The organism is Stenotrophomonas sp. 112478_Sma (genome assembly GCF_056479905.1).
Map to the genome: position 1 here is coordinate 551397 of NZ_CM151072.1, position 16413 is coordinate 567809.

The window sequence follows — 16413 nt, forward strand, 5'->3', positions numbered from 1 at the left end:
TTAATGGTTTGCCGGCGTGCCGCCGATCAGGGCGGTCAGCTCGGCGATGCGTTCGCGCAGCAGGGCGTCATCGCCACGGGTTTCGATGTTCAGGCGCAGCAGCGGCTCGGTGTTGGAGCTGCGCAGGTTGAAGCGCCAGTCGGCGAAATCCGCACTGACTCCATCGGTATGGTCCAGTACCGGCTGCTGTTGCTGGAAATGCGCCAGCACACGCGCCACGGTCGCCTTGGCATCGTCAACACGGAAGTTGATCTCGCCGCTGCACGGATAGGCCTTCATGCGATCGGCCACCAGCTCGCCCAGTGACTTGCCGGTCGTGGAAACCAGCTGCGCGATCAGCAGCCACGGGATCATGCCCGAGTCGCAGTAGGCGAACTCGCGGAAGTAATGGTGGGCGCTCATCTCGCCGCCGTAGATGGCATCTTCGGCACGCATGCGCTCCTTGATGAACGCATGCCCGGTCTTGCTCATGATCGGCACGCCGCCGGCCTGCTCGACCATTTCCACGGTGTTCCAGGTCAGGCGCGGGTCGTGGATGATCTTGCCGCCCGCCTGGCGGGCCAGCAGCGCCGTCGCCAGCAGCCCGACCAGGTAGTAGCCCTCGATGAAGTTGCCGTCGGCGTCGAAGAAGAAGCAGCGATCGAAATCGCCGTCCCAGGCGATGCCGAAATCGGCACCGTGCGCGCGCACGGCATCGCGCGTTGCCGCACGGTTCTCCGGCAGCAGCGGATTGGGGATGCCATTCGGGAAACTGCCATCGGCCTCGTGCTGGATGCGGATGAACTCGAACGGCAGGTGCGGCGCCAGTTCGTCGATCACCAGGCCAGCGCCACCGTTGCCGGGGTTGGTGACGATCTTCAGCGGCTTCAGGCCGGCCACGTCGACGTAGCCGAGCAGGTGCTGGATGTAGGCGGACTTGTCGGTGTCCTGGCGGACCTCGCCCTGGCCGGTTCCCAGCGGCGCCTCCGAGGCGGCGAAGTCGCGGATGTCGAACAGGCCGGTATCGCCGCTGATGGGCTTGGACTCCTCGCGCACCAGCTTCATCCCGTTGTAGTCCATCGGGTTGTGGCTGGCGGTGACCATGATGCCGCCGGCGGCCTTGCGGTGGAAGGTCTGGAAATAGACCTCCTCGGTACCGCACATGCCGATGTCGATGACATCGCGGCCGCTGGCGGTCAGGCCTTCGATGGCGGCCTGCAGGAGGGCAGGGCTGCTCAGGCGGATATCGTGTCCCACCACCACCGGTCCCGGGCCCAGCAACGCGGCAGTGCCGGCGCCGATGCGGCGGGCAAGGCGTTCATCCAGTTCATCCGGAACGCGGCCACGGATGTCATAGGCCTTGAAACACGGGAGCGTCATCAATGCAGTCCTTACACGGGTTGACCCCGGATTATAGCGACAGGCACTGCAAGGACGGGTGAGCCAGGCCAGCGTCCCTGCGGGCCCCAGAAGGAAGGGAATGCCGCGTAACCTGTTGATTACGCGGCACCCCGGGCGGGCGCTCAGCCCAGCGCGGCCTCGAGTTCGGGCAGGATCGTGAACAGATCCCCGACCAGGCCGATATCGGCAATCTCGAAGATCGGCGCATCGCCGTCCTTGTTGATCGCCACGATCGTGCCGGCATCCTTGATGCCGGTCAGGTGCTGGATCGCACCGCTGATGCCGACGGCCACGTACAGCTCCGGCGCGATGATCTTGCCGGTCTGGCCGACCTGCAGGTCGCTGGGCACGTAGCCGGCATCGACGGCGGCGCGCGAGGCGCCGACGGCGGCGCCGAGCTTGTCGGCCAGCTGGAAGACGACCTTGAAGTTCTCTTCCGAGCCGACACCACGGCCACCGGAGACCACGCGCTTGGCGCTCTGCAGGTCCGGACGGTCGCTGGCACCGGCGGCCAGGCCGACGAAGCGGGTGTGGGTCGGCAGTGCCGCATCGACGCTGGCCGCTTCGATGGCAGCGCTGCCGCCCTGCGCGGCTTCCGGCCACGACGCGGCACGCACGGTGGCGACCACGACCTGGTCGGCCGGGGCTTCCACAGTGATGATGGCGTTGCCGGCGTAGATCGGGCGCTTGAAGGTGTGGCTGCCTTCCACGGCCATCAGGTCGGAGACCTGGTTGACACCCAGCAGGGCGGCCACGCACGGCATCAGGTCCTTGCCGAAGGTGGTGGACGGGCCGAACACGTGGCTGTAGCCCTTGGCCAGCTGTGCGATCTGCGGCGCCAGCACCTGGGCCAGGGCCTGTGCGTTGGCGGCGTTGGCCACGGTCAGGACCTTGGCGACGCCGGCGATCCTGGCGGCCTCGGCGGCGACGGCCGTCGGATCGGCGGCCAGCACCAGCACGTCGATGCTGGCACCGCTGATGGCAGCGGCGGCGCTGACGGTCTTGGCGGTGGCGGCGTTGAGCTTGCCGTCGTGGTGCTCGGCGATGACGAGAATCTTGCTCATTACAGCAACCCCTTCTGCTTGAGTGCGGCCACCAGTTCGGCCGCGTCCTTGACCATTACACCCTTGCTGCGCTTGGACGGCGCAGCGTACCGGGTGGTCTTGAAGGTGTCGGCGGCTTCAACGCCGAGGTCGGCCAGCTGCAGGGTTTCCAGCGGCTTGGCCTTGGCCTTCATGATGTCCGGCAGCTTGATGAAGCGCGGCTCGTTCAGACGCAGGTCGGTGGTGACGACCGCCGGCAGATCCACTTCCAGTGTTTCCAGGCCGGCGTCGACCTCACGGGTCACCGTGGCCTTGCCATCGGCGATGTCCAGCTTGCTGGCGAAGGTCGCCTGCGGGCGGCCCCAGAGCGTGGCCAGCATCTGCCCGGTCTGGTTGGCGTCATCGTCGATGGCCTGCTTGCCGAGGATCACCAGGTCCGGCTGCTCCTTCTCGACCAGCTTGAGCAGGGTGCGCGCGGCGGTCAGCGGCTGGATGGCCTGGTCGGTGACCACGTGCACGGCACGGTTGGCGCCCATGGCCAGGCCGTTGCGCAGATGCGCCTGGGCGTCGGCCGGGGCGATGGTGGCCACCACCACCTCCGTGGCGATGCCCTTGTCGCGCAGGCGCAGGGCTTCTTCCAGGGCGATTTCATCGAAAGGATTGGGAGACAGCTTGACGCCATCGGTGACCACGCCGGAACCGTCCGGCTTGACCTGAATGCGGACGTTGTAGTCCACCACGCGCTTGTATGCGACGAGGATTTTCATCTGGTACGGGGTCCTTCAGTAACAGGGAGAACGTCCGGTCCTGACAGCAACCGGTTCGGGGGTGGGATCCCGATTCTAGCTGGCTTGGGGCAACCATGCGAATGCGTATGGTTGTGCTGCGGCGCACTAATGCTCTCTCAGGGAAGGGGCTCTGTTCACCCGTCAGAGGCAGTGGTAAAGGTGGGCCCGATGTATCCTGCTGCGCTGCACCCGACTGCCAGGCGGCGCGGGAGCCTTGATCGAACAGGAGTAACGGGTAGTGCCAACTTGGATTGTCACCGGCGGCGCCGGGTTCATTGGCGGCAATTTCGTCCTCGAGGCCGTGGCCCGTGGCGTCAAGGTCGTCAACCTCGATGCACTGACCTACGCCGGCAACCTGCAGACGCTGTCCAGCCTGGAAGGTAATCCGGACCACGTGTTCGTGCACGGGGACATCGGCGACCGTGAGCGGGTCGCCCGCCTGCTCGCCGAGCATCAGCCCGATGCGGTGCTGAACTTCGCGGCCGAGAGCCACGTCGACCGCTCCATCGATGGCCCCGGGGCCTTCATCCAGACCAATGTGGTGGGGACCCTGGGCCTGCTCGAAGCGGTGCGCGACTACTGGAAGGCGTTGCCGGCCGAGCGCGGCGCAGCGTTCCGCTTCCTGCATGTGTCCACCGACGAGGTGTACGGCACGCTGGGCGAGACCGGCGCGTTCAGCGAGACCACCCCGTACGCGCCGAACTCGCCGTACTCGGCGTCCAAGGCCGCGTCCGATCACCTGGTGCGTGCGTTCCACCACACCTACGGGCTGCCGGTGCTGACCACCAACTGCTCCAACAACTACGGCCCCTACCACTTCCCGGAAAAGCTCATCCCGCTGGTGATCGCCAAGGCGCTGGCCGGCGAACCGCTGCCGGTCTACGGCGACGGCAGGCAGGTGCGTGACTGGCTGTTCGTGTCAGATCACTGCGAGGCGATCCGCACCGTGCTGGCCAAGGGCCGGGTGGGCGAGACCTACAATGTGGGCGGCAATTCGGAACGGCAGAACATCGAGGTGGTGCATGCGATCTGCGCCCTGCTGGACCAGCGCCGTCCGCGCGCTGACGGGCAGCCGCGCAGCAGCCAGATCACCCATGTTGCCGATCGCCCCGGCCATGACCGTCGCTATGCGATCGATGCCAGCAAGCTGAAGAACGAATTGGGCTGGCAGCCGGCGCACACGTTCGAGCAGGGCATCGCCTTCACTGTTGACTGGTACCTGGAGAACCAGGACTGGGTCGAGGGCGTGCTTGACGGCAGCTACCGCCTGCAGCGCATCGGCACTACGGCCTGAACCCAGGAGACGTCATGACCCAGCGCAAGGGCATCATCCTCGCCGGCGGAACCGGCACCCGGCTGTATCCGATCACCAAGGGCGTCAGCAAGCAGCTGTTGCCCGTGTACGACAAGCCGATGATCTACTACCCGCTCAGCGTGCTGATGCTGGCCGGCATCCGGGAAGTGCTGATCATCAACACCCCGCATGAGCAGGCCCTGTTCCAGCAGCTGCTGGGTGATGGCTCGCAGTGGGGCATGGACATCCAGTACGCCGTGCAGCCCAGTCCGGATGGGCTGGCGCAGGCGTACCTGATCGGCCGCGAGTTCGTCGCCGGCAAGCCCAGCTGCCTGGTCCTCGGCGACAACATCTTCCATGGCCACGGCCTGCGCGACGTGCTCCGGCGGGCCGACGCCCGCACCGATGGCGCGACCGTGTTCGGCTACTGGGTCAACGATCCCGAGCGTTACGGCGTGGCCGAATTCGACAAGGACGGCCGGGTTGTCGGCCTGGTCGAAAAGCCGCAGAACCCGCGTTCCAACTACGCGGTCACCGGCCTGTATTTCTATGATGGCAACGCCAGCGATTATGCGGCCGAGCTGAGGCCTTCGCCGCGCGGCGAGCTGGAAATCACCGATCTCAATCAGCGCTATCTCGGTGCGGGCAGCCTGCATCTGGAGGCGCTGGGGCGTGGCTATGCATGGCTGGATACCGGCACTCACCAGTCGCTGCTGGAAGCGTCCAACTTCATCGAGACCATCCAGACGCGCCAGGGCCTGCAGGTCTGCTGTCCGGAAGAAGTGGCGTTCGGGCAGGGCTGGATCAATGCCGAGCAGCTGGAAGCGCTGGCTGCCCCGTTGATCAAGAATGGCTACGGCCAGTACCTGCACACACTCGCATTGCGTGGAGTGGTTCCGTGAAAGTGATTGAAACCCGGTTGCCGGGATGCGTGGTGATTGAACCGGCGGTGTTTGGTGACGAGCGCGGCTTCTTCTTCGAAGGCTGGAATGCGGCGCGATTCGGCCAGCTGGGCCTGCCCGACCGCTTCGTGCAGAGCAATGTCTCCTCATCGAGCAAGGGCGTGCTGCGCGGCCTGCATTACCAGTGGCCGCGACCGCAGGGCAAGCTGGTGAGCGTGCTGGAAGGCGAGGTGTACGACGTGGCCGTCGATATCCGCCGCGGATCGCCCACCTTCGGCCAGTGGGAAGCAGTGGTGCTGAGCGCGCAGAACAAGCGCCAGTTCTGGATTCCGGAAGGCTTCGCGCACGGATTTGCCGTGCTGTCCGACACCGCGCTGTTCCACTACCTGTGTACCGATGTGTACGTGAAGGAAGCCGATGCTGGAGTGCGCTGGAACGACGCGGACATCGCAGTGGACTGGCCGGTGGGCGCACCGACGCTCTCGCCCAAGGACGAACATGCGCCGTTCCTGAAGGACATCGCCGAGGAACGTCTGCCGGTCTTCGCGCCATGACGGTTCTCGTGCTGGGTGGCAACGGCCAGGTCGGCCAGGAGCTGCTGCGCGCGCTGGCGCCGTTGGGGCCGGTGGTCGCCACCACCCGCAGTGGCCGGCTGCCTGATGGCAGCCCCTGCGAGACGGCGGACTTCGGCCAGCCCGGGAGCCTGCCGGCGCTGCTGGATCGCGTGCAGCCATCGGTGGTGGTCAATGCGGCGGCCTATACCGCCGTGGATCGCGCCGAGCGGGACATCGAGGCCGCCTTCGCCGCCAATGCGCAGGCCCCGGGCGTGATCGCGCGCTGGTGCCAGGCGCAGGGCGTGCCGTTCGTGCATTACTCCACCGACTACGTGTTCGACGGCGAAGGTTCCGCGCCCTATCGCGAGGACGAGCCGACCGCGCCGCTGGGTGTGTATGGCACCAGCAAGCGCGATGGCGAAGACGCCGTGCGCGCTGCCGGTGGCCGCCACCTGATCTTCCGTACCGCATGGGTGTATGCCGAGCACGGCGCGAACTTCCTGCGCACGATGCTGCGCCTCGGCGCAGAGCGCGACCATCTGCGTGTGGTGGCCGACCAGATCGGCACGCCGACGCCGGCTGCGCTGATCGCCGATGTCACCGCGCTCGCGCTGCAGCATCCTGCCGCGCTCTCCGGCACCTGGCACCTCACCGCCAGTGGCCAGACCAGCTGGCACGGCTTCGCTGAAGCGATCTTCGCCGAAGCGCTGGCAACCGGTGTCCTGCACAGGGTGCCGGTGGTTGAAGCGATTCCGGGTGCCGAATATCCGAACCCGGCGCGGCGGCCGGCCTGGTCGGTGCTGGACAACAGGGCCCTGCAGCGGGCGCTGGGCATCGTGCTGCCGCCGTGGCAGGACGGCCTGAAGCAGGTCATGGCCGCGATCGCGCGCGGCTGAGGGCACGCCGCAATTGCTGCGGCGCATCCCAGCCGGACGCGGGTGTGCCGCTAGAATGCGGGCATCCTTACCGTGTGGGACAGCAAAGCGATGGACAAGTCCAATACCGGCGGCAAGCGCAGCAAGCGCTATGCCAGCGCGGCCCAGGCGCTGGAGGGCGTGGTCGCCGATGGCCAGACACTGGCCGTCGGCGGCTTCGGCCTGTGTGGCATACCCGAGGCACTGATCGCAGCCTTGCGCGACAGTGGAGTCAAGGGCCTGACCGTGATCTCCAACAACGCCGGTGTCGATGGCTTCGGCCTGGGCCAGCTGCTGGAAACACGCCAGATCAGCAGGATGATTTCGTCGTACGTGGGCGAGAACAAGGAGTTCGAGCGCCAGTTCCTGGCCGGTGAGCTGGAGCTGGAATTCAATCCACAGGGCACCCTGGCCGAGCGCCTGCGTGCCGGCGGCGCCGGAATTCCTGCCTTCTTCACTGCCACCGGCTACGGCACGGTGGTGGCCGAAGGCAAGGAGACCCGCGAATTCGACGGCAGGCACTATGTGCTGGAAACCGCGCTGCGTGCCGACGTTGCCCTGGTGAAGGCGTGGAAGGCCGACGAAGCCGGCAACCTGGTGTTCCGCAAGACCGCGCGCAATTTCAATCCGGCCTGCGCGATGGCCGGCAAGGTGTGCATCGCCGAAGTGGAAGAGGTGGTGCCGGTCGGTGCGATTGATCCGGACCAGGTGCATCTGCCGGGGATCTATGTTCATCGCATCGTGCACAACGCGCATCCTGAAAAGCGAATCGAGCAGCGCACCGTGCGTGCGGAGGGCAACTGACATGGCGTGGACCCGCGATGAGATGGCGGCCCGCGCCGCCCGTGAACTGACCGACGGTGCCTATGTGAACCTGGGCATCGGCCTGCCGACCCTGGTCGCCAACCACATTCCCGAAGGCGTGGACGTGTGGCTGCAATCCGAGAACGGCCTGCTTGGCATCGGCCCGTTCCCGACCGAAGCCGAGGTCGATGCCGACCTGATCAACGCCGGCAAGCAGACCGTGACCGCGCGCGCCGGTGCCAGCTACTTCGGCAGCCATGACAGTTTCGCCATGATCCGTGGCGGCCACATCAACCTGGCCATTCTTGGCGCGATGCAGGTGACCGACAAGGGCGATCTGGCGAACTGGATGGTGCCCGGCAAGATGGTCAAGGGCATGGGCGGCGCGATGGACCTGGTGGCCGGCGTGCAGCGCGTGGTGGTGCTGATGGAGCACACCGCGAAGAACGGCGAGCACAAGGTGCTGGCCGAATGCACGCTGCCGTTGACCGGCGTGGGCGTGGTCGACCGCATCATCACCGATCTGGCTGTGTTCGACGTGACCGATGCCGGTCTGCTGCTGGTGGAGACCGCGCCGGGGGTTGGCGAGGACGAACTGAAGGAAAAGACCGGCGTGCCGTTCCGGCGTGCCTGAGTCCGGCGGGGCGGCCTCGTGCCGCCCCGACACTGCCTGGCGATCCCGATGCTGTTTCCACACGAGCTGCCCGATGCCGACGTCCGTCATGTTCCGGGCTGGCTGCTGCCGGATCGGGCGGATGCGCTGCAGCGGACACTGGGCGAACAGGTGGCCTGGGATGTGCACCGCATCCGGATGTTCGGTCACTGGGTGGATTCGCCGCGGCTGAGCAGTTGGATCGGCGATCCGCAGGCGCGCTACCGGTATTCCGGCGCCGAGTTCGTCCCGCGGCCCTGGCTGCCGGCTTTGCAGGCGCTGCGCGTGCGATTGCAGGAAGAGGGTATCGGCCGGTTCAACAGCGTGCTGCTCAATCGATACCGCGATGGTGGCGATTACATGGGGTGGCACAGCGACGACGAACCCGAACTGGGACCGGCGCCGGTGATCGCTTCACTGAGCCTGGGTGCGGCGCGGCGTTTCCTGCTGCGACGACGCGACGAGCCGGCACGCAAGGCGGAGTTCCTGCTGGGCCATGGCGATCTGCTGTTGATGGCCGGCAGCACCCAGCGCTTCTATCAGCACGCGTTGCCGAAGATGGCGCGGGCCCAGGGCGAGCGGATCAACCTGACATTCCGTTGGATCACGCCGCGCTGAGCGAGGGATCAGCGCGGTGCTGCGGCGCTGTCGTTCTGCCCACTGACCAGCGTCCAGCCGACCACGTCCTGCGCGATCTGCTGCAGGCCACGTTCGAACGCCGCCGCAACCGCCGGCACATCGGTACTGCCAACGGGCTGCGCCTGACGGAAGGTGCGATCAGCGACCACGCGCTGGTCGGCCACGTGGATCAGCTTGGCATTGAGTTCGATCACCACCGTCGGCGTGGTCTGGCCCTGGTAGTCCGATTCGAAACGACGGATGTCCGTGGACAGCTTGTAATCGGCGCGGATACCGGCGGCGGTGCGGGCCACGCCGTTGATGCGGCCGGAGTCCTCGAAACCGCGCAGCAGCGTGTCCTCGATCATGTCGGTGGCCGGCTGGGCCCAGCTGGCGCCCCTGTAGATCTCCAGCTCCGATGGCGTGGGACGCACGTTGATGCGCGGGCTGTCGACCATGCGCGCCGCGCTGGGTTTGGCCAGCACCAGCTGCCAGGCGACCTGGGGCCAGCTGGGATCGACCTTCACCTGCACGGCAGGCGAGTACAGGGTGACGGGATTCTTGTCGCCGCTGCCGAGGATCGAGCAGCCCGACAGCAGCGCCAGGGCCAGGCCTGGCAGCAGCAGGCGCGGGAAGAGGATCGGGCTCATTTGGGTTCGAACTCCTTCGGGGCATCGCGGCCGAGCAGATAGCGCGCGGGGTTGTTCTCGAGGCGGTCGCTGACCCGGCGCAGGTCGCGGATCAGGCCACGCAGTTCGGTCAGGGTCGGGCCCAGCTGGCCGAGCCCGTCATTGGCGAAGCTGTTGATCGCGGCGCGGTTCTCGCCAAGGATCGAATCGGCATTGCCGGCAGCCGAATCGAGCTTGACCAGGGTAGCGTCGAGCTTGTCGATGATGCCCGGCAGCTGCTGCACCAGGTTCCTGTCGAGGCGCTCGATGGTGCCGTTGGTGGTCTTCAGCGTGGTGTCCAGGCTGCGTGCGGCATCGCGCGCGCTGAGCAGCAGCGCCTGTGTGCCCTGGTCGCGGTCGGCCAGTCCGCCGCTGATGGTTTCCAGGTTGGCCAGGGTCGCGTTGATCGACGCCACGTTGCGATCGCTGAGGATCTGGTCCATGCGCTCGACGATGCGGTTGGCCACATCGGTGATGTTCTGCAGTGCCGAAGGCGTGGTCGGGATGATCGGCGCCGGGTCCTTGTTGACCGTGGTCAGTGCCGGCGACTGCGGCGTGCCGCCGCTGAGCTGGATGATCGACGGACCGGTCAGGCTGGTGATCGCCAGCTTGGCACGGGTATCGGTCTTCACCGGCGTGGTGGAGTTCAGGCGGATGCGCGCCACCACCTGGCGCGGATCGTCCGGTACCAGGTTCAGCTCGATGATCGAGCCGACCGCGATGCCGTTGTACTGCACCGGGCTGCCGACCGACAGGCCGGTCACCGCCTCGCGGAACACCACGCGGTATTCCTGCCAGGTGCGGTCGGATGAGTACTTGGCCGCCCACAGGCCGAAGGCCAGCAGGGCCAGGCCGGTGATCAGGGTGAACGCGCCGATCAGCACGTAGTTGGCTTTGGTTTCCATGGCTCAGGCACTCTCGATCTGTTCACCACGCGCGGCACGCGCACGTGGTCCGTGGAAGTATTCCTGGATCCACGGATGATCCAGTTTCTCGATTTCCGCAAGCGGTGCGTTGGCGATCACCTTGTGGTCGGCCAGCACGGCGACGCGGTCGCAGATGGCGTAAAGCGTGTCCAGGTCATGGGTGATCAGGAACACGGTCAGGCCCAGCGCTTCCTGCAGGGTCTTGATCAGCCGGTCGAAGGCCGCCGCGCCGATCGGGTCCAGGCCGGCGGTCGGTTCGTCCAGGAACAGCAGCGGCGGGTCCAGTGCCAGCGCGCGGGCCAGGCCGGCACGCTTGCGCATGCCGCCGGACAGCTGCGAGGGCAGCTTGTTGATCGCATCGGCGGGCAGGCCGGCCAGCTTCACCTTCAGCAGTGCCAGCTCGTAGTGCCAGCGTTCGGGAAGGTCGCGATGATGCTCCTTCAGCGGAACCTGCACGTTCTCGCCGACGGTCAGCGAGGAGAACAGCGCGCCATCCTGGAACAGCACGCCGGTGTTGCGCTCGATATGCAGCCGGCTTTCGGCATCGTCGGCACGCGCATCGCGGCCGAGCACTTCGATCTGTCCTTCATCCGGCACGCGCAGGCCCAGGATCGAGCGCATCAGCACGGACTTGCCGGTGCCCGAGCCGCCGACGACGCCGAGGATCTCGCCGCGCCGCACGTCCAGGTCGAGGTCCTCATGGACGGTCTGGCTGCCGAAGCGGTTGACCAGCCCGCGCACGCGGATGGCCAGGTCATGGCCATCGTCATCACGCATCTCGAAGGTGCCGGAACCGGAGGTCGTGTTCATGTCACCAGTCCATATGCATGAACCACAACGCCGCAAAGGCGTCGATGATGATCACCAGCGAGATGGTCTGCACCACGCTGGATGTGGTGCGCTCGCCGACCGACTGCGCGGTGCCGGTGACCTTCAGGCCCTCCAGGCAGCCGATCAGGCCGATCACCACCGCGAAGACGGGCGCCTTGGACAGGCCGACCAGCATGTGCCGCACCTCCATCGTGTCGTGCATCCGCGCGATGTACATCTGCGGCGGAATGTCCAGATCGAACGCGCCGACCGTGATGCCGCCGGCCAGGCCGGCAATCATCGCGATGAAGGTCAGCAGCGGCAGGGTCACCAGCAGCGCGAACAGGCGCGGCAGTACCAGCAGGTCGATCGGGTCCAGGCCCAGCGTGCGCATCGCATCGATCTCCTCGCGGGCCTTCATCGCGCCGATCTGCGCGGTGAACGCGCTTGCCGTGCGGCCGGCCAGCACGATCGCGGTCAGCAGCACGGCGAACTCGCGCAGGAAGGCGATGTTGACCAGCTCGACCACGTAGATCTCCGCGCCGAAGTCGCGCAGGATGGTCGAGCCCAGGAACGCGATCACCGCACCGACCAGGTAGGACAGCAGCGCCACCAGCGGCACGGCGTCCAGGCCCACCTGCTCCATCTGATGCACGGTGGCGGTGAGGCGGAAGCGCCGCGGCTGCTTGACCAGGCGAGCGGTCTTGACCATCGCCTCGCCGAGGAAGCTGGCCAGGGCCACGATGTTGTGGCCGGTGCCATGCATGCTGACGCCCAGCCGTTCCAGCGCGGCCAGCACGCCGAAGTCGCGCTTGGGCTTGGGCCGGTCGTCGGCCACTTCCTCGATGGTGCACACCAGTGCCTGGTGATCCGGCCGGAACTGCAGCGCATCCTCGCCGAGGTCGGCGCGATGGGCCACGCGCAACAGCTGCAGTACGCCGGCCGAATCGAGCTGCTCGATGCCCGTGGCGTCAATGCCGGTCAGTTTGTCGGGAACGGCGCGCAGCACCTCGGCCGCGGCCAGCGCGGTCTTCAAGGTCCAGTGGCCGGACAGGCGGATCAGCCCGGGGTCGTGGGCGTCCTGTTCGAGCTGGGGGGCGAGGTTCTGGGTCACGTGGGCCATTCGGGTCGCAGCATAACCGTTCTGTATTGTGCTTCGCGTTGAACCAGGATGAATTCCTCCGGCGGGGCCCGGCCTAGGTAATACTACGGCGCATGTCCGCAGACGCTCACACGATCCCCACGCCCCAGGCCACCTACGCGCAGCGCGTGGCCTTCGTTTCCGAGATCGCCGGCCGCCTCCACAGCTACGGCACCACGGCCCAGCGTCTGGAAACGGCCGTGGTCGCACTGGCAAAACAGCTCGATCTCGATTGTGAACCGTGGTCTAACCCCACCGGCATCATCCTCAGCTTCAGCGACCCGGCCCAGGCGATCGGCTCCAGCGACATCACCCGCGTGATCCGCCTGGCACCGGGCGAGAACGACCTGCACAAGCTCAGTGTCGCCGACCGGATCGCCGAGGAAGTGGCCAACGGGCGGATGAGCATCGCGCAGGGGCACACCGCGCTGCGTCAGCTGGACAAGGATCCCGGCCGTCGCGGCAAGCTCCGCACCATCCTCTCGTTCACGCTCGGCGCGGCCGGTGTCGCCGGCATGTGGAAGCTGCCCTGGCTGGACATCGCCACCGCCGGTGTCATCGGCCTGATGATCGGCTTGCTCGGCATGGTCACCGACCGTCGCCCGGCGACCCGCGAGGCCGCCGAGGCGCTGGCCGCGCTGCTGGCCGGCCTGGTTGCCACCCTGATCGCTTCGTTTGTCGGCGCGCTCAACCTCAACACGGTGATCATCGCCTCGCTGGTGGTGCTGCTGCCCGGCATGTCGCTGACCAATGCGGTCAACGAACTGGCCAGCCAGCACTGGGTGTCAGGCACCGCGCGGTTTGCCGGTGCGCTGACCACGATCATGAAACTGAGCGTCGGCGCGATGATCGCGGTGACCCTGGCCGATGTGCTGGGCCTGGACCCGGTGATCCGTGCCTCGCGACCGCAGGGACCGTGGGTGGAGTGGGGGTCGCTGCTGACCGCGGCCTTCGCCTTCGCGATGCTGTTCAAGGCCAGCCGTCGCGATTATCCCTGGGTGATTGCCGCGTCCGTGGCCGGCTATGCCATTTCCAAGTTTGGCGGGCACGCCTGGGGGGCACCGGCAGGCATCTTCCTGTCGGCGATGGTGCTGACCGCCGGCGGCAACCTGTTCGGTCGGCTGGCCGGGCGTCCGGGTGCGATCATCCGCCTGCCGGGCATCATCATGATGGTCCCTGGCAGCACCAGCCTGCGTGGCGTGCTGACGCTCGTCCAGCAGCAGGATGTCGGTGCCGGCCAGAGCGTGTTCCTGACCGTGCTCAACGTGGTGATGGCGCTGGTGGCGGGCCTGCTGTTCGGCAACCTCTTGATGCCGGCGCGCAAGACGTTGTGATGGAATGAAGAACGCCGACTTGCGCCGGCGTTCTTCATTCTTTCCGATCCGGCCTCAGGCCTTCTTGATCAGGAAATCTTCCGGCTTCTTGCTGCCCTTGGCGGTCAGCTCGGCCATCCAGCGCGGCTGCTTGCCACGGCCGGTCCAGGTTTCCTTCGGGTTGGCCGGGTTCCGGTACTTCGGGGCGACCTTGCCGAGCTTGCGGCCGGCGGTCTTGGACGGCGCCGCTGCCTTGCGGGCGCGTGGCTTGGCAGCCGTGGTAGCGGTACCGAACAACTCCTCGATGGTGTAACCCTCGGTCTTGGCCAGCTTGCTCAGCTGGGCCCGCACCTTGGCGATCGGGCGACGCTTGGCGACGATGGTCTGCTGCTTTTTCGCGGTGCGGATCAATGCGCCCAGCTCGCGTGCCGACAGGCCGGTCAGGTCGATGCTCATCTACGGTTACTCCGGAAACTAATAAGGGACAGGGACGAGCCGGTCCGTGGCGTCGGCGCACAGGATAATGATGAATTAAATCCAGTACAAATCATGCAGGTCAGGGTATGGCGATGGACAGACTGCATCGTGACCATTTTGACCGGATTATGTCCAGCTGCATATTCACCGGCCCACCGCCGGTACAAAGAAAAAGACCGGGGCATGCCCCGGTCCGGTCACTCAACCCTGCAGGCGTTGCAGCAGGGTAGCCTTATCCAGGCTTTCGGCTTCGCTGGCACGTCGCGAGCGGTACTCGTACGTGCCGGCCGCCAGGCCGCGCTCGCTGACCACCACGCGATGCGGGATGCCGATCAACTCCATGTCGGCAAACATCGCACCCGGGCGCAGCCCGCGATCATCCAGCGCGGCATCGAGACCGGCATCGCGCAGTTCCTGCAGCAGGCCGGCAGCGGCTTCGGCCACAGCGGCATCGCCCTTGGGGTTGATGACGCACACCACCACCTGCCACGGCGCCATCGCGTCCGGCCAGATGATGCCGGCATCGTCATGATTCTGTTCGATCGCGGCAGCGACCACGCGCGAGATGCCGATCCCGTAGCAGCCCATTGCCATCACTGCGGCCTTGCCGTTCTCGTCCAGTACGGTCGCGTCCAGCGCTTCGGCGTACTTGCGGCCAAGCTGGAACACGTGGCCGACTTCGATGCCACGGGCGATCTTCAACTCGCCGCCGTCCAGCGCACGGTCACCGGCACGCACGTTGCGGATATCGACCACTTCCGGTTCCGGCAGGTCGCGGCCCCAGTTGACTCCAGCCAGGTGGAAGCCCGCTTCATTGGCACCGACCACGAAATCGGACATCGCCGCCACTTCGCGGTCGGCCACCACGCGGATCGCCTTGGCCGGTGAAACCGGGCCGAGGAAGCCGGGCACGCTGCCCAGGTACTCGGCGATCTCCGCTTCGCTGGCAAAGCGCTGCTCTTCCAGGCCGGCAACCTTGCCCAGCTTGATCTCGTTGACCTCGTGGTCGCCACGGACCAGCACCAGCACGAACCCTTCGGCGGTCATCAGCGCCACCGACTTCACCGTGCGCTGCAGGGCGATGCCGAGCAGGGCGGCAACGTCCTCGCAGGTCTTCTGGGTGGGGGTCTCGACCTTGCGCATCGTCTCGCCGGCTGCCGCGCGCGGTGCCGGTTCCGCGGCGATCGCCGCTTCCATGTTGGCCGCGTAGTCCGAGCCGGTGGAGAACACCAGCGCGTCCTCGCCCGAATCGGCGATCACATGGAATTCCTGCGACGCGTCGCCACCGATCGCGCCGGAATCGGCCTGCACCATGCGGAAGTCCAGGCCCAGCCGGGTGAAGATGCGGCTGTAGGCGGCCTTCATGTTCTCGTACTCGCGCACCAGGCACTCATCGTGCAGGTGGAACGAATAGGCGTCCTTCATCAGGAATTCGCGTGCACGCATCACGCCGAAGCGCGGGCGGATCTCATCGCGGAACTTGGTCTGGATCTGATAGAAGTTCACCGGCAGCTGCTTGTAGCTGGACAGTTCGCTGCGCGCGAAGTCGCATGCGGCTTCCTCGGCGGTCGGGCTGTAGCAGAACACCTGGTCCTTGCGATCCTTGATCTTCAGCAGCTGCGGCCCGAACTTCTGCCAGCGGCCGGTCTGCTCCCACAGCTCCTTGGGCTGGATGGTCGGAATCTGGAACTCCACGGCGCCGGCGCGATCCATTTCCTCCCGTACGATGCGTTCGACCTTGCGCAGCACGCGCAGTCCCAGCGGCGACCAGGTGTACAGGCCGGAGGCGAGCTTGCGGATCATGCCCGCACGCAGCATCAGGCGGTGGCTGGTCAGCTCCGCGTCGCTGGGGGTTTCCTTGGTGGTGTGCAGGTGGAACTGGGAGAGGCGCATCGTCGGCTTCGGTCTACGGCAGAGATCCCTATTCTGCCAGCCCGGGCGGGGGGAGGGTATCGGCAGGGCTGCGCCCTGCACCTGCTTCAGGCAACTTCAACTGCCACAGCAACAGCGGGCTTCGCGTGGGATGGCGGGGTGGATCCGGTGGCAGGGGACGCCGTAAACCCGTCCATGGGGGCTTGGTCGCGGCATCCATGCCGCTCACACCCCTGCCACCGGACCCACCCCGCCTT

The 16413-nt window shown here is 66.6% G+C and carries 17 protein-coding genes; 8 read left to right on the forward strand and 9 right to left on the reverse strand.

What is annotated here, in order from left to right; translation table 11 throughout:
- From ACZK08_RS02500 to ACZK08_RS02510, 3 genes are all read right to left on the reverse strand, one after another.
- The gene (locus tag ACZK08_RS02500) at positions 1-1359 is read right to left on the reverse strand and encodes a phosphohexomutase domain-containing protein (RefSeq protein ID WP_053516973.1); all 1359 of its coding nucleotides are present in this window, start codon (positions 1357-1359) and stop codon (positions 1-3) included.
- Between the two features lie 143 nt (positions 1360-1502).
- The gene (locus tag ACZK08_RS02505) at positions 1503-2444 is read right to left on the reverse strand and encodes an electron transfer flavoprotein subunit alpha/FixB family protein (protein ID WP_065182502.1); all 942 of its coding nucleotides are present in this window, start codon (positions 2442-2444) and stop codon (positions 1503-1505) included.
- Entirely contained in the window at positions 2444-3190 is a 747-nt protein-coding gene (locus tag ACZK08_RS02510; protein ID WP_053516970.1) for an electron transfer flavoprotein subunit beta/FixA family protein, read from the reverse strand. The genes ACZK08_RS02505 and ACZK08_RS02510 overlap by 1 nt, the downstream gene beginning before the upstream one ends.
- 259 nt (positions 3191-3449) lie before the next feature.
- Between ACZK08_RS02510 and rfbB the strand changes: the two genes are divergently transcribed.
- The 7 genes from rfbB to ACZK08_RS02545 all read left to right on the forward strand — a co-directional run bounded on the left by rfbB (position 3450) and on the right by ACZK08_RS02545 (position 8949).
- Positions 3450-4505 (forward strand): dTDP-glucose 4,6-dehydratase, encoded by a 1056-nt coding sequence (rfbB, locus tag ACZK08_RS02515; RefSeq protein ID WP_065175347.1) that lies wholly within the window; start codon positions 3450-3452, stop codon positions 4503-4505.
- Positions 4506-4519: 14 nt separating this feature from the next.
- Entirely contained in the window at positions 4520-5407 is an 888-nt protein-coding gene (rfbA, locus tag ACZK08_RS02520; protein WP_053516968.1) for a glucose-1-phosphate thymidylyltransferase RfbA, read from the forward strand.
- Positions 5404-5961, forward strand: a complete 558-nt coding sequence (gene rfbC / locus ACZK08_RS02525; RefSeq protein WP_053516966.1) for a dTDP-4-dehydrorhamnose 3,5-epimerase — start codon at positions 5404-5406, stop codon at positions 5959-5961. Before rfbA ends, rfbC begins: the two co-directional genes overlap by 4 nt.
- Positions 5958-6857, forward strand: coding sequence for a dTDP-4-dehydrorhamnose reductase (gene rfbD, locus ACZK08_RS02530; protein WP_065182501.1), 900 nt, complete (start codon positions 5958-5960; stop codon positions 6855-6857). The genes rfbC and rfbD overlap by 4 nt, the downstream gene beginning before the upstream one ends.
- Before the next feature lie 90 nt (positions 6858-6947).
- Positions 6948-7679, forward strand: coding sequence for a CoA transferase subunit A (locus ACZK08_RS02535; RefSeq protein ID WP_053516964.1), 732 nt, complete (start codon positions 6948-6950; stop codon positions 7677-7679).
- Position 7680: 1 nt separating this feature from the next.
- On the forward strand, positions 7681-8313 hold the full coding sequence (locus ACZK08_RS02540) for a CoA transferase subunit B (RefSeq protein ID WP_065182500.1): 633 nt from the start codon (positions 7681-7683) through the stop codon (positions 8311-8313).
- A 48-nt stretch (positions 8314-8361) separates the two neighbouring features.
- Entirely contained in the window at positions 8362-8949 is a 588-nt protein-coding gene (locus ACZK08_RS02545) for an alpha-ketoglutarate-dependent dioxygenase AlkB family protein (RefSeq protein WP_053516962.1), read from the forward strand.
- A gap of 8 nt (positions 8950-8957) precedes the next feature.
- On the opposite strand, the gene ACZK08_RS02550 is transcribed toward ACZK08_RS02545, so the two are convergent.
- Genes ACZK08_RS02550 through ACZK08_RS02565 form a run of 4 tightly spaced genes read right to left on the reverse strand, consistent with a single transcriptional unit; the run spans position 8958 to position 12476 of the window.
- Positions 8958-9599, reverse strand: coding sequence for an ABC-type transport auxiliary lipoprotein family protein (locus tag ACZK08_RS02550; protein WP_065182499.1), 642 nt, complete (start codon positions 9597-9599; stop codon positions 8958-8960).
- Entirely contained in the window at positions 9596-10522 is a 927-nt protein-coding gene (locus tag ACZK08_RS02555) for an MlaD family protein (protein ID WP_053516959.1), read from the reverse strand. The genes ACZK08_RS02550 and ACZK08_RS02555 overlap by 4 nt, the downstream gene beginning before the upstream one ends.
- Before the next feature lie 3 nt (positions 10523-10525).
- A complete protein-coding gene (locus tag ACZK08_RS02560; RefSeq protein ID WP_053516958.1) occupies positions 10526-11353 on the reverse strand; it encodes an ABC transporter ATP-binding protein in 828 nt (275 codons plus the stop codon).
- 1 nt (position 11354) lies between these two features.
- Positions 11355-12476, reverse strand: coding sequence for an ABC transporter permease (locus tag ACZK08_RS02565; protein ID WP_053516957.1), 1122 nt, complete (start codon positions 12474-12476; stop codon positions 11355-11357).
- A gap of 92 nt (positions 12477-12568) precedes the next feature.
- Between ACZK08_RS02565 and ACZK08_RS02570 the strand changes: the two genes are divergently transcribed.
- Positions 12569-13828, forward strand: coding sequence for a threonine/serine exporter family protein (locus ACZK08_RS02570; RefSeq protein ID WP_065182498.1), 1260 nt, complete (start codon positions 12569-12571; stop codon positions 13826-13828).
- Between the two features lie 54 nt (positions 13829-13882).
- Here the strand turns inward: ACZK08_RS02570 and ACZK08_RS02575 are convergent, their stop codons facing one another.
- A complete protein-coding gene (locus ACZK08_RS02575) occupies positions 13883-14263 on the reverse strand; it encodes an H-NS histone family protein (protein ID WP_053516955.1) in 381 nt (126 codons plus the stop codon).
- 222 nt (positions 14264-14485) lie between these two features.
- Complete coding sequence (locus ACZK08_RS02580; RefSeq protein WP_053516953.1) at positions 14486-16177, reverse strand: proline--tRNA ligase; 1692 nt, start codon at positions 16175-16177, stop codon at positions 14486-14488.
- Positions 16178-16413 lie beyond the last annotated feature (236 nt).